The organism is Pseudomonas sp. EA_65y_Pfl1_P113 (assembly GCF_963970525.1).
In the GTDB taxonomy this organism is placed as follows: Bacteria; Pseudomonadota; Gammaproteobacteria; order Pseudomonadales; family Pseudomonadaceae; genus Aquipseudomonas; species Aquipseudomonas tritici.
This window is the reverse complement of record NZ_CAXAQM010000031.1, coordinates 44570-57752: the sequence shown is the minus strand read 5'-3', so window position 1 is coordinate 57752 and position 13183 is coordinate 44570. Positions and strand designations below refer to the sequence as shown.

Annotated in this window: 14 protein-coding genes and 1 tRNA gene; 6 read left to right on the top strand and 9 right to left on the bottom strand. The window is 58.5% G+C overall.

Going from position 1 to position 13183, the window contains the following annotated elements:
• Window positions 1–287 precede the first annotated feature (287 nt).
• The 8 genes from ychF to AACY52_RS22640 all read right to left on the bottom strand — a co-directional run bounded on the left by ychF (window position 288) and on the right by AACY52_RS22640 (window position 7210).
• Window positions 288–1388 carry a redox-regulated ATPase YchF gene (gene ychF / locus AACY52_RS22675; protein WP_339419602.1) on the bottom strand — a complete coding sequence of 367 codons (1101 nt, stop codon included), beginning with the start codon at window positions 1386–1388 and terminating at the stop codon, window positions 288–290.
• A gap of 21 nt (window positions 1389–1409) precedes the next feature.
• On the bottom strand, window positions 1410–1994 hold the full coding sequence (pth, locus tag AACY52_RS22670) for an aminoacyl-tRNA hydrolase (RefSeq protein WP_017529915.1): 585 nt from the start codon (window positions 1992–1994) through the stop codon (window positions 1410–1412).
• Window positions 1995–2163: 169 nt separating this feature from the next.
• Window positions 2164–2772, bottom strand: a complete 609-nt coding sequence (locus AACY52_RS22665) for a 50S ribosomal protein L25/general stress protein Ctc (RefSeq protein WP_339419601.1) — start codon at window positions 2770–2772, stop codon at window positions 2164–2166.
• A 138-nt stretch (window positions 2773–2910) separates the two neighbouring features.
• Complete coding sequence (locus AACY52_RS22660) at window positions 2911–3852, bottom strand: ribose-phosphate pyrophosphokinase (RefSeq protein WP_003208392.1); 942 nt, start codon at window positions 3850–3852, stop codon at window positions 2911–2913.
• A gap of 46 nt (window positions 3853–3898) precedes the next feature.
• Window positions 3899–3973, bottom strand: a tRNA-Gln gene (locus AACY52_RS22655).
• A gap of 37 nt (window positions 3974–4010) precedes the next feature.
• Window positions 4011–4814, bottom strand: a complete 804-nt coding sequence (ispE, locus tag AACY52_RS22650; RefSeq protein ID WP_370467897.1) for a 4-(cytidine 5'-diphospho)-2-C-methyl-D-erythritol kinase — start codon at window positions 4812–4814, stop codon at window positions 4011–4013.
• Between the two features lie 49 nt (window positions 4815–4863).
• Window positions 4864–5481 carry a lipoprotein insertase outer membrane protein LolB gene (lolB, locus tag AACY52_RS22645; protein ID WP_049710107.1) on the bottom strand — a complete coding sequence of 206 codons (618 nt, stop codon included), beginning with the start codon at window positions 5479–5481 and terminating at the stop codon, window positions 4864–4866.
• Window positions 5482–5485: 4 nt separating this feature from the next.
• A complete protein-coding gene (locus AACY52_RS22640) occupies window positions 5486–7210 on the bottom strand; it encodes a tetratricopeptide repeat protein (protein WP_339419596.1) in 1725 nt (574 codons plus the stop codon).
• Between the two features lie 183 nt (window positions 7211–7393).
• On the opposite strand from AACY52_RS22640, the gene hemA reads away from it, so the two are divergent.
• The 6 genes from hemA to AACY52_RS22610 all read left to right on the top strand — a co-directional run bounded on the left by hemA (window position 7394) and on the right by AACY52_RS22610 (window position 12761).
• Window positions 7394–8683, top strand: a complete 1290-nt coding sequence (gene hemA / locus AACY52_RS22635) for a glutamyl-tRNA reductase (RefSeq protein ID WP_339419594.1) — start codon at window positions 7394–7396, stop codon at window positions 8681–8683.
• On the top strand, window positions 8680–9762 hold the full coding sequence (gene prfA, locus AACY52_RS22630; protein WP_010565625.1) for a peptide chain release factor 1: 1083 nt from the start codon (window positions 8680–8682) through the stop codon (window positions 9760–9762). The genes hemA and prfA overlap by 4 nt, the downstream gene beginning before the upstream one ends.
• Entirely contained in the window at window positions 9763–10593 is an 831-nt protein-coding gene (gene prmC / locus AACY52_RS22625; protein ID WP_339560798.1) for a peptide chain release factor N(5)-glutamine methyltransferase, read from the top strand.
• Window positions 10587–11342, top strand: a complete 756-nt coding sequence (locus tag AACY52_RS22620) for a molybdopterin-synthase adenylyltransferase MoeB (RefSeq protein ID WP_339419589.1) — start codon at window positions 10587–10589, stop codon at window positions 11340–11342. The genes prmC and AACY52_RS22620 overlap by 7 nt, the downstream gene beginning before the upstream one ends.
• Window positions 11335–12129 (top strand): glutamate racemase, encoded by a 795-nt coding sequence (gene murI, locus AACY52_RS22615; protein WP_339427189.1) that lies wholly within the window; start codon window positions 11335–11337, stop codon window positions 12127–12129. The genes AACY52_RS22620 and murI overlap by 8 nt, the downstream gene beginning before the upstream one ends.
• Before the next feature lie 113 nt (window positions 12130–12242).
• Entirely contained in the window at window positions 12243–12761 is a 519-nt protein-coding gene (locus tag AACY52_RS22610; RefSeq protein WP_339419586.1) for an acyloxyacyl hydrolase, read from the top strand.
• Between the two features lie 76 nt (window positions 12762–12837).
• On the opposite strand, the gene AACY52_RS22605 is transcribed toward AACY52_RS22610, so the two are convergent.
• Entirely contained in the window at window positions 12838–13143 is a 306-nt protein-coding gene (locus AACY52_RS22605) for a YkgJ family cysteine cluster protein (protein ID WP_339419584.1), read from the bottom strand.
• Between the last annotated feature and the right edge of the window lie 40 nt (window positions 13144–13183).

Here is a 13183-nt window from a genome sequence, read left to right as displayed (position 1 = left end):
CATCGTTGGGTTTTACAACAACGAGCGGCTGCACTCAAAACTGGGATATCTGCCACCGACCGTTTACGAACGGGCAATGGCGTCGAAACCACCTATCGAGGTGTCCGGAATTAGTTGACCACTACACGGAGTATGCCGAACTTTTTATTTAAGGTTTTTCAGTCAGTGTCCTGTTCATAGGTGCGTCCGTGAACAGAAAAGATTTTACATTTGACGAGAGAGCGGCCACAAAAAAGCCGATGCAACTGCATCGGCTTTTTTGTTTGCGGGGTAAACCGCGGGTGCTACTACACGTTGAAGCGGAAGTGCATCACATCGCCATCTTTAACGATGTATTCCTTTCCTTCCAAGCGCCACTTACCGGCTTCCTTGGTACCGGCTTCGCCCTTGTACTGGATGAAGTCGTTGTAGGCGATCACTTCGGCGCGGATGAAGCCCTTCTCGAAGTCGGTGTGGATCACGCCCGCAGCCTGTGGCGCGGTGGCGCCGACTTTGACGGTCCAGGCGCGGACTTCTTCGACACCGGCGGTGAAGTAAGTCTGTAGGTGCAGCATTTCGTAGCCAGCGCGGATCACTCGGTTCAGGCCAGGCTCTTCAAGGCCCAGGGCCTCGAGGAACATGTCTTTCTCTTCGCCGTCATCCAGCTCGGCGATTTCCGCTTCGATCTTGTTGCACACCGGGACCACGATCGCGCCTTCTTCGTCGGCGATAGCCTTGACCACGTCGAGCAGCGGGTTGTTCTCGAAGCCGTCTTCAGCAACGTTGGCGATGTACATCACAGGCTTGGTCGTCAGCAGATGGAAGCCCTTGATCACCGCTTTTTCGTCGGTGCTCATGTTCTTCATCAGGCTGCGCGCAGGCCTGCCTTCGGTGAAGTGAGCAATCAGCTGCTCCAGCAGGCCTTTCTGGACCACTGCATCCTTGTCACCGCCCTTTGCGTTACGCGCAACCTTCTGCAGTTGCTTTTCGCAGCTGTCGAGGTCGGCGAAGATCAGTTCCAGGTCGATAATCTCGATGTCACGCTTCGGGTCAACGCTGTTGGAGACGTGAATCACGTTCTCGTCTTCAAAGCAGCGGACTACGTGGGCGATGGCATCGGTTTCGCGGATGTTGGCCAGGAACTTGTTACCCAGGCCTTCACCTTTCGACGCACCGGCTACCAGGCCGGCGATGTCGACGAATTCCATGGTCGTCGGCAGGACGCGCTTGGGATTGACGATGGCCGCCAATGCCGCAAGGCGCGGGTCCGGCATAGCCACGATACCGCTGTTGGGTTCGATGGTGCAGAAGGGGAAGTTCTCCGCTGCAATACCGGACTTGGTCAAGGCGTTGAACAGGGTGGATTTGCCGACGTTGGGCAGGCCGACGATGCCGCAATTGAATCCCATGGTGTTTCCCCTCGGTAAGAGTCAGGCCTTCTGGCTGTGCAGGTTTTTCATCGCGCGGTTCCATTCACCGGCGAAGATATCCGGCAGCACGCCGAGGGCAAAATCGATGCTGGCATCGAGTTTTTCCTGTTCGGCGCGTGGCGCACGACCCAGGACGAAATTTGAAACCATACTGGCAACGCCTGGGTGGCCAATGCCGAGCCGCAGACGGTAAAAATTATTCTGATTACCCAGCTGCGCAATGATGTCGCGCAGGCCATTGTGCCCGCCATGCCCGCCGCCGAGCTTGAGCTTGGCAACGCCGGGTGGCAGGTCCAGTTCGTCATGGGCCACCAGGATTTCCTCGGGTTTGATCCGGAAGAAGCCCGCAAGCGCCGCGACAGATTGGCCGCTGCGGTTCATGTAGGTGGTGGGAATCAGCAGACGAACATCCTGACCCTGATGCGAGAAGCGCCCGGTCAGGCCAAAATATTTGCGATCGGCCGCAAGGTTTACACCTTGTGCGTGGGCGATGCGCTCAACAAAAAGGGCCCCCGCGTTATGCCGGGTCTGTTCGTATTCGGCGCCTGGATTTCCCAGGCCAACGATCAGTTTAATGGCAGTCACGACAGGGGCCCTTCCTTTGGAGTTGTGGATAACATCGCCGCAACCTGGTTGCGGCGAAAGTGGACGACAGAAGCTAACTTATCCAGAGATAAACTTCGCGTTATCGCCCGCTTTCTCGCTACGTTTCGGTCCGCGATGTTTCCTCAAGCTCCGACGTTACAGAGAGAAATTACTCTGCAGCGGGTTCTTCAGCTTCGTCAGCTTCTACGACAACACGTGGAGCGTGGACGTTGGCAACAGCCTTGTCGTCATCGTGAGCCAGAGCGACGAATTCAACGCCTTTAGGGGCTTTGAGGTCGGACAAGTGAATGATGGTGCCGATTTCAGCAGCCGACAGGTCGACTTCGATGAACTCAGGCAGATCTTTCGGCAGGCAGCTTACTTCCAGCTCAGTAGCAGTGTGGGAAACAACGCCACCTTTCTTGATCGGTGCTTCTTCACCGACGAAGTGCACAGGTACGATAGCGCTCAGCTTTTGACCGGCTACAACGCGGATGAAGTCAGCGTGCAGTACGTGGCCTTTGGCTGGGTGGCGTTGCAGAGCCTTGATGATGACGTTCTGCTTTTTGCCACCGACGTTCAGCTCGATGATGTGGCTGTAGGCCGCATCGTTTTCGAGCAGTTTGGCAATTTCTTTAGCCAGCATGCTGATGGATTCAGGGGCTTTTTCGCCACCGTAAACTACAGCTGGAACCAGGCTTGCGAGACGACGCAGGCGGCGGCTCGCACCTTTCCCCAGGTCGGAACGCACTTCAGCATTCAGAGTAAAATCGTTCATGTTGTATCTCCAAAATAACCACATTCGCCCCAGCGTTTGCGACCAGCGCTAAAGGCGATATGGGCAAAAAAGCCCCGCCCCAACAAAATGCTGGGGCGGGGCGCTTTTCGTCAGTGAGGTGTGCCGAAGGTTTGACCCTTAACGGAACATCGCGCTGATCGATTCTTCGTTGCTGATACGGCGAACCGCTTCGGCAACTACCGGTGCGATATCCAGTTGACGGATACGCGAACAGGCTTGAGCAGCAGCGGACAACGGGATGGTGTTAGTCACCACCAGTTCGTCCAGCATGGAATTCTCGATGTTCTCGATCGCTCGACCCGACAGCACAGGGTGTGTGCAGTAGGCGAAGACTTTAGCTGCACCGTGCTCTTTCAAGGCTTTGGCCGCGTGGCACAGGGTGCCGGCGGTGTCGACCATGTCATCAACCAGAATACAGGTACGCCCTTCGACATCACCGATGATATGCATCACTTCAGAGTGATTGGCTTTCTCACGGCGTTTGTCGATGATCCCGAGATCAACGCCCAGGGATTTGGCAACGGCCCGTGCACGCACGACGCCACCAATGTCCGGGGACACGATCATCAGGTTTTCAAAGCGCTGGTCTTCAATGTCATCCACCAAGACTGGGGAGCCGTAGATGTTATCTACCGGAATATCGAAGAACCCCTGGATTTGGTCAGCGTGCAGGTCAACCGTGAGAACACGGTCGATACCTACCACGGTCAGCATGTCAGCAACGACTTTCGCGCTGATAGCCACACGTGCGGAACGCGGACGGCGATCCTGACGAGCATAACCAAAGTAAGGGATTACAGCTGTGATTCGAGTCGCTGAGGAGCGGCGGAAGGCATCAGCCATCACGACGAGTTCCATCAGGTTATCGTTGGTCGGAGCGCAGGTCGGCTGAATAATGAAGACGTCTTTACCGCGGACATTTTCATTGATCTCGGCTGTAATTTCGCCGTCGGAGAATTTACCGACAGAGATGTCACCGAGAGGTATATGCAGCTGACGTACGACACGTCGAGCCAGATCGGGGTTGGCGTTCCCCGTAAAGACCATCATCTTGGACACGCGCAGTACCTAGAGGCTGAGGGTAACCTGGATGAGTATAGGAAAATGGCAGGGGCGGCTGGATTCGAACCAACGCATGGCAGGATCAAAACCTGCTGCCTTACCGCTTGGCGACGCCCCTGTATCTGTTGCAACGAGTGCCTAACACTCGATTCCTTTTAGAGCAGACTTTGCAGCTTACGATGCAACATCGAAACGTTGCTTCCTTTTGCTACAAACCCTGTAAGGGTCTCTGTAAGAAGGGCCGAGACTTTATCAGCTTCAGCTTTGCTTGGGAAGCCCCCAAACACACAACTTCCAGTTCCGGTTAATTTTGCTTCGGTAAATTTACCTAACAAATTCAAAGCGTTACGTACTTCTGGATAACGCCTTGCTACAACCGGTAAGCAGTCATTTCGACTGTTTCCCTTGGGAACGGGGCGCACTTTAATGGGAGGAGAGTTACGTGTCAACAGCGGATCTGAAAAAATTTCTGCTGTACTTACAGATACTTGCGGAACAAGCACAACGTACCACGGTTCTTCGGGGTATTCCGGGCTGAGTTTCTCCCCCACACCCTCGGCGAAAGCCGCGTGCCCACGCACGAAAACCGGGACGTCAGCGCCCAGCGCCAAACCCAGCGCAGCCAGGCGATCGTGGTCCCAGCCCAGTTGCCACAAATGATTCAGTCCCAGCAGTGTGGTCGCGGCATTCGAGCTGCCGCCACCGATACCACCGCCCATGGGCAGGATTTTATCGATCCAGATATCGATGCCGAGCGGGCAGCCGGATTGTTCCTTTATTTTTTTGGCGGCCTTCACAATCAGGTTGCTGTCGTGAGGAACGCCTTCGAACTCGGTGTGTAACTGAATCACGCCGTCGTCGCGGACGGCGAAAGTCAGTTCATCGCCGTAGTCGAGAAATTGAAACAGCGTCTGCAACTCGTGATAACCGTCTTCGCGGCGACCCAGAATATGCAGCATCAAATTGAGTTTGGCCGGGGAGGGCAGGGTCAGCGTTTGTACTGCCACGTTATTGCCCCAGCTTGCGCGGTTGCCAGTCTTTGATCACCAGCGTGACGTCAAGGTCGGTACCGTGCAGTTTGATGCGCTCGGGCAACCAGTAACCGCTTTGTTCTACGTAGCTTAGGTATTCGACTTGCCAGCCATCCTGTTCCAGGGTAGCCAGGCGGCTGTCGCCATTCAGGCTCAGACGGCTTTTGCTGTCAGGCGCTGGCAGGCCGCGTACCCACCAGACCAGATGGGACACTGGCAGCTTCCAGCCAATCTGTTCTTCAAGCAGTACTTCCGGCGAGGTCGCCTCATAGCGCCCCTGGTTGGCCACTTCGAGGCTGACTTGCCCCGGACGGCCGGTCAGGCGTGCGGCACCCCGGCCGAGCGGGCCGGAAAGACGAATGTCGTAGTAGTCCTGGCGTTGCAGCCAGAACAGCGTGCCGCTGCCGGAATCTTTGGGGGCGCGAACCCCGACTTTGCCTTCGATCTGCCAGCCATCGATGCTGCTGAGCTGGTCTTTGTGCTGTTTCCATTGCGCCGGGTTGCCCTGGCCCTCAACGGATTCACGGGCGCCGAAACCCGCGCAACCGGCGAGCAGGGCGATAAAACTGAACACTACGATGTGGCGCAAGAACATAAGCTTAAAGGGTCTCGGAACCGGTCAGGCGCTTGATGGTGCTGCGCAGGATGGTGCTTTCGGGTTGTTCCTTGAGGAATTTTTCCCAGATTTGTCGTGCTTCGCGCTGTTTGCCATTGGCCCACAGCACTTCGCCCAGGTGAGCGGCGACTTCCTGGTCGGGGAAGCGTTCCAGTGCCAGGCGCAGCAAGCGTTCGGCTTCGTCCAGGTTGCCCAGGCGGTAATTCACCCAGCCCAGGCTGTCGAGTACGGCCGGGTCTTCAGGGTTGAGCTTGTGGGCTTGTTCGATCAGCGCCTTGGCTTCGTCGTAACGCGTAGTACGGTCGGACAAGGTGTAACCCAAGGCATTGAGGGCCATCGCATTGTCCGGGTCGCGCTTGATGATCAGGCGCAGGTCTTTTTCCATCTGCCCCAAGTCATTGCGTTTTTCCGCCTGCATGGCGCGGGTGTACAACAGGTTCAAATCGTCAGGGAATTGCAACAAGGCTTGTTGCAGCAACTTCCAGGCGCGCTCACCCTGATTGTTGGCCGACAAAGTCTCGGCCTGGATCAGGTACAGTTGGATCGCGTAGTCCGGCTCGGCATCGCGGGCGGCGGTCAGGCGTTTTTCCGCCTCATCGGTGCGACCGTTGCTCATCAGGATATCGGCCTGGCGCAATTGGGCTGGCAGGTAGTCATTGCCGGGGCCGACCTGGGCATATTCGAGCAGGGCGGCCTGCGGATCATTGCGTTCTTCGGCGATGCGGCCGAGGTTCAGGTGCGCCGAGTCCACATGGCTTTCGCGCTGGATCAGCTCTTCCAGGTAACCCTTGGCCTCGTCCCACGCCTTGGCTTCCAGGCATACCAGCGCCAGGGAATAACGCAATTCGTCGTCGTCCGGGTATTGCTGGACCAGATTGGCGAACTGCACTTTGGCGTCCTCCATGCGGTCCTGCTCTACCAGCATGCGTGCGTAAGTCAGGCGCAGACGCTTGTCGTCCGGGTACTTCTTGATACTTTTTTCCAGCAGCGGAATTGCTTCCTTGCCGCGATTGAGGTTCTGCAACAGGCGTGCGCGCAACAGTATCGGTGCAACCTCGCCTTCTTCCGGCGGATTCTGTTCCAGCAGTTTGAGCGCTGCGTCGGCTTCGTCACCCTGCTGCAGCAGCAAGGCCTTGCCGAAAATCAGCTGGCTGTTCTTCGGATGTTTTTGCAGCAGGCGGTCGAAACTCTTCATCAGGCCATTGCGCGTGTCCTGGTCGGTGTCGGCAGCTGACAGCGCGAGGAAGTCGAAATGGGTGTCGCCTTTGCCCTGCAGGACTTTCTCCATGTAGACCATGGAGTCGTCATAGCGCCCGGCGCGCGCCAGTTGGATCGCCGCCGCGCGCTGTGCTTCCAGGTCGTCCGGTGCGTTTTTCGCCCAGATCAGCGACGTGTCCAGCGCAGCCTGGTCGGCGCCCAGGTACTCGGCGATGCGAAACGCCCGCTCGGAAATTCCCGGATCCTGGGTGTTGATGGCCTGGGTCACGTAGTTGTCCAGCGCAATATCGAAGCGATTGCGCTGGCCGGCCAGCTCCGCGCTCAGCAGGCTGAACACCGTTTCTTCACTGAACGATGAATAAACCTTGGGCTTTTCAGGGGCGGGGGTGCTGTCTTCTACGGGCGGTGTACCGTCCGGCGACACGGGTGCCATGGCCTGGCAGCCGCTGAGGAAGACAAAAGCAAGGAGCAACGCGGAAGATCTATTCATATAGGAAGAGGACGACTAACCTGCGGTCGGATCATCATGACACAAGCCTTCGGCCAAACATAACCGAGACTCAGTGGACGCCTTTCATAGGCACAACATATAGGGACAATAGACGACGGTGGTTGTTCTGAATCTTTCGAAGTAGGACAATTGTCGGCTTCCCGACATCATCAGCGATATTGAATGGCCTTCCTCGCACTCGGTATTAACCACAAGACTGCCTCCGTAGACGTGCGCGAGCGCGTTGCGTTTACGCCAGAGCAGTTGGTTGAGGCCTTGCAGCAGCTCTGCCGGCTCACCGACAGTCGCGAAGCTGCGATCCTTTCAACCTGCAATCGCAGCGAGCTTTATATAGAGCAGGAACATCTTTCAGCGGATGTGGTGCTGCGCTGGCTGGCCGATTTTCACCATTTGAGTCTCGATGACCTGCGTGCCTGCGCTTATGTGCATGAAGAGGATGCGGCAGTTCGTCACATGATGCGTGTGGCGTCCGGCCTCGATTCGCTGGTGTTGGGTGAGCCGCAGATCCTCGGCCAGATGAAGTCCGCCTACGCCGTAGCGCGCGAGGCCGGAACCGTCGGCCCGTTGCTGGGGCGCTTGTTCCAGGCCACGTTCAACTCCGCCAAGCAGGTGCGCACCGACACTGCTATCGGTGAAAACCCGGTGTCGGTGGCGTTTGCTGCGGTGAGCCTGGCCAAACAGATTTTCAGTGACTTGCAACGCAGCCAGGCCTTGTTGATTGGCGCGGGGGAGACCATCACCTTGGTCGCCCGTCACCTGCATGACCTGGGGGTCAAGCGGATCGTGGTCGCCAACCGCACGCTTGAGCGCGCCAGCATCCTTGCCGAACAGTTCGGCGCGCATGCCGTGTTGTTGTCTGACATCCCGGCCGAACTGGTGCGCAGCGATATCGTCATCAGCTCCACTGCCAGCCAGTTGCCGATCCTTGGCAAAGGCGCGGTCGAAAGCGCGCTGAAGCTGCGCAAGCACAAACCGATCTTTATGGTGGACATCGCCGTTCCCCGCGATATCGAGCCCGAAGTCGGCGACTTGGACGACGTTTATCTCTATAGCGTTGACGATCTGCACGAAGTGGTCGCCGAAAATCTCAAGAGCCGCCAGGGTGCAGCCCAGGCTGCTGAGGAAATGGTTAGCACCGGCGCCGAAGATTTCATGGTGCGCCTGCGTGAATTGGCGGCGGTGGATGTGCTCAAGGCGTATCGTCAGCAAGGCGAACGCCTGCGCGACGAGGAGCTGATCAAAGCCCAGCGCTTGCTGGCCAACGGCAGCAGCGCTGAAGAGGTGCTGATGCAACTGGCCCGGGGCCTCACCAACAAGTTGCTCCACGCCCCCAGCGTACAATTAAAAAAGCTAACTGCCGAAGGCCGCCTCGATGCGCTGGCCATGGCCCAGGAACTCTTTGCCCTCGGTGAGGGCGCGTCAGAAAGCTCTTCGGATAAAAAACCGCAATGAAAGCGTCACTGCTCAACAAACTGGACGTGCTCCAGGACCGTTTCGAAGAACTGACCGCCTTGCTCGGCGATGGCGAGGTCATTTCCGATCAGACCAAGTTCCGCGCCTATTCCAAGGAATACGCCGAAGTTGAGCCAGTTGTGGCCACCTACAAAAACTTGCTGAAAGTGCAGGCCGATCTTGAAGGCGCCCAGGCGCTGCTCAAGGACAGCGACCCGGACATGCGTGAAATGGCCGTGGAAGAAGTCCGCGAGGCCAAGGAAAAGCTGGCCGAGCTGGAAGGCGACCTGCAACGCATGTTGCTGCCCAAGGATCCGAACGACGGGCGCAACGTGTTCCTGGAAATCCGTGCCGGCACTGGCGGCGATGAGGCGGCGATCTTCTCCGGCGACCTGTTCCGCATGTATTCGCGTTATGCCGAGCGTCGCGGCTGGCGGGTCGAAATCCTGTCCGAGAACGAAGGCGAACACGGCGGCTATAAAGAAGTCATCGCGCGGGTTGAAGGCGATAACGTCTACGGCAAGCTCAAGTTTGAGTCCGGTGCACATCGCGTGCAGCGCGTTCCGGCGACTGAATCTCAAGGCCGCATCCACACCTCGGCGTGCACCGTCGCGGTGTTGCCTGAGCCGGACGAGCAGGAAGCCATCGAGATCAACCCGGCTGACTTGCGTGTCGATACCTACCGCTCGTCGGGCGCCGGTGGCCAGCACGTCAACAAGACTGATTCGGCGATCCGTATCACCCACTTGCCATCGGGTATCGTGGTGGAGTGCCAGGAAGAGCGTTCCCAGCACAAAAACCGTGCGCGGGCGATGTCGTGGTTGTCGGCCAAGCTCAATGACCAGCAGACCAGCGCCGCCGCGAACGCAATTGCCAGCGAGCGCAAGTTGCTGGTGGGTTCTGGCGACCGTTCCGAGCGTATCCGCACCTACAACTTTGCCCAGGGCCGGGTCACCGACCACCGCGTTAACCTCACCCTTTATTCCCTTGACGAAATTCTCGCGGGTGGCGTCGACGCGGTGATCGAGCCGTTACTCGCCGAGTATCAGGCCGATCAATTAGCGGCGATAGGTGAGTAAATGACCATCATTGCCAGCCTGCTGCGTGCCGCTGATCTGCCCGACTCGCCCACCGCGCGCCTGGATGCCGAATTGTTGCTGGCGGCTGCGCTGGGCAAGCCCCGCAGCTACCTGCACACCTGGCCGGAAAAAATTGTCAGCACTGAGGACGCGTTGACCTTTGCCGGCTACCTTCAACGCCGTCGCGGCGGTGAGCCGGTGGCGTATATCCTCGGCCAGCAAGGCTTCTGGAAACTGGACCTGGAGGTCGCGCCGCACACGCTGATCCCGCGTCCGGACACCGAACTGCTGGTGGAAACCGCCCTGGAACTGTTGCCAGCCACGCCCGCCACGGTCCTCGACCTGGGCACCGGCAGCGGGGCCATCGCGTTGGCCCTGGCCAGCGAGCGCCCAGCCTGGCAGGTCACCGCTGTCGACCGAGTATTGGAAGCGGTGGCCCTGGCCGAGCGCAATCGCCAGCGCCTGCACCTCAATAACGCAGCGGTGCTGAACAGCCACTGGTTCAGCGCGCTGCAGGGTCATACCTATGACCTGATCATTAGCAACCCGCCGTATATTGCCGACAATGATCCACACCTGGTGGCCGGTGACGTGCGCTTCGAGCCAGCCAGCGCATTGGTGGCCGGTCGTGACGGTTTGGATGACCTGCGCCGGATCATCAAAGACGCCCCCGCTCACCTGAATGCCGGCGGCCGGCTGTTGCTGGAGCACGGTTACGACCAAGCCCCGGCTGTGCGCGATCTGCTGTTGAGTGAAGGCTTTGAAGAGGTACACAGCCGTATCGATCTCGGCGGACACGAGCGCATCACGCTGGGACGCCGGCCGTGCTGAGCGATCAGGAGCTGTTGCGCTATAGCCGACAGATTCTGTTGCAGCATGTCGACATCGACGGCCAGTTGCGCCTGAAAAACGGCCGTGCATTGATCGTTGGTCTTGGTGGGCTGGGCGCACCCGTTGCGCTGTACCTGGCGGCCGCGGGTGTGGGTGAGTTGCATCTGGCGGACTTCGACACGGTCGACCTGACCAACCTGCAACGCCAGATCATCCATGACACCGACAGCGTTGGGCAGACCAAGGTCGACTCGGCCCTGCGCCGCCTGAGCGCCATCAACCCCGAAATCAAGCTGACTGCCCACCGCGCTGCGCTGGATGCCGATTCCTTGGCTGCCGCGGTTGGTGCGGTCGATGTTGTGCTCGATTGCAGCGACAACTTCTCCACGCGCGAGGCGGTCAACGCTGCTTGCGTTGCCACCGGCAAGCCATTGATCAGCGGCGCGGCGATTCGCCTTGAAGGCCAATTGTCAGTGTTCGACCCGCGTCTCGCCGAAAGCCCGTGTTACCACTGTTTATATGGGCACGGCAGCGACACCGAGCTCTCCTGCAGCGAAGCCGGCGTAGTTGGTCCGCTGGTGGGCGTGGTGGGCAGCCTGCAGGCGCTGGAAGCCTTGAAACTGCTGGCCGGTTTCGGCGAACCCTTGGTGGGCCGCCTGTTGCTCATCGATGCCTTGACCACGCGTTTTCGCGAGCTGCGCGTTAAGCGTGACCCCGGCTGCAGCGTGTGCGGGACCCAACATGGTTAAGGGCGCGCCCATCGGTGTGTTCGATTCCGGTGTTGGCGGCTTGTCGGTACTGGCCGAAATTCAGCAATTGCTGCCCCATGAGGCGTTGCTGTACGTGGCCGACTGCGGGCATATCCCCTATGGCGAGAAAACCCCGGCGTTTATTCGTGAGCGTTCGCGGCAGGTTGCGGCATTTCTGCGCGACAAGGGCGCCAAGGCATTTGTGATTGCCTGCAACACCGCGACCGTCGCGGCAGTCGCCGACTTGCGCCAGGACTATCCCGACTGGCCACTGGTGGGCATGGAGCCCGCCGTAAAACCTGCTGCCGCCGCCACCCGCAGCGGCGTGGTCGGTGTGCTTGCCACTACCGGCACCCTGCACAGCGCCAAGTTCGCTGCGCTGCTGGACCGCTTCGCCACTGATGTTCGGGTCATCACCCAACCCTGCCCAGGCCTGGTGGAGCTGATTGAAACCGGCGACCTGAACAGCCCCGCCCTGCGCCAGTTATTGCAGGGTTACATCGAACCGCTGCTCAGCGCCGGTTGCGACACCATCATCCTCGGCTGCACCCACTATCCCTTCCTCAAGCCGCTCCTGGCGCAGATGCTGCCCCCCAGCATCATCCTTATCGACACCGGTGCCGCCGTGGCCCGCCAGCTCAAGCGTTTACTGAGTGAGCGCGATCTTCTGGCCGTCGGCGACCCTGAACCTGCACAGTTCTGGACCAGTGGCGATCTGCAACATTTCAGAAACATCCTACCTACATTATGGAAAACTTCCGGAAATGTGAGTGATTTCAGCTTGTGAAAAATTCGTGAAAAAATCACGGTTTTCGACTGAACTTCTGCATTAACGGCGACTTCTATAGCACGTTAGCCTGTACATAAAATCTTACAACGTCGTTTGAAGGGATGTTTCATATGAAGCGTTTTCTCTGTTTGGCTGCGCTTGCGGCTGCGGTAATGGGACACTCTTTTTCGGCGCACGCCGCCGGGTTGGAGTTTGGTCTGGGGGCAACCAGTGATTCAACGCTGACCTATCGGCTGGGGTTGACGTCCGATTGGGACAAGAGCTGGATGCAGAGCGATACGGGTCGCCTGACGGGCTATTGGAGCGGTGCTTACACTTACTGGGAAGGTGACGATCGCGCCGGTGCCAGCAGCCTGTCGTTCTCGCCCGTGTTTGTGTATGAGTTTGCCGGACAGTCGGTCAAACCCTACATCGAAGCCGGGATCGGCGTAGCGGTGTTCTCCCGTACCCAGCTGGAAGACAACAACATTGGCCAAGCCTTTCAGTTCGAAGACCGCCTGGGTTTTGGTCTGCGGTTTACCGGTGGGCATGAAGTGGGCATTCGTGCCACGCACTATTCCAACGCCGGGATCAGCAGCAATAACGACGGAGTAGAGAGCTACTCGTTGCATTACACCATGGCGCTGTAATCTTCAGGCCACTGAAGATCCCCTTGTGGGAGCGGGCTTGCTCGCTTCCACATTTGGATTTCTACCTGTTTCAAGGTCAGCGATACGCCGTCGCAATCCCTTCGCGTTCGGTCAAACACTCCGGCGCACCCATCTCGAACTCTCGGCAAATCAACGGCCGTCGCTCATAGATCGTGCACATCATCGTGTCCCGATCCAGCGCTGCGCACCAGCCGTCTTCCAGGCGCAGCATCACTTCGCCGCCCCAATCGTCGGTATCGATATAGCGCTCCGGCACGCCGGTGTCGGTAATCAGCATCACTTCCAGCTGGCAGCAGCAGGCCGCGCACGTCGAGCAGGTGACGGCGGGTTCAGCGATTTGGGTGTGGGGGATGTTGGACATGGCGGCAGCTTCCAGCTTTGAGCGGCAAGCTGCAAGTAAA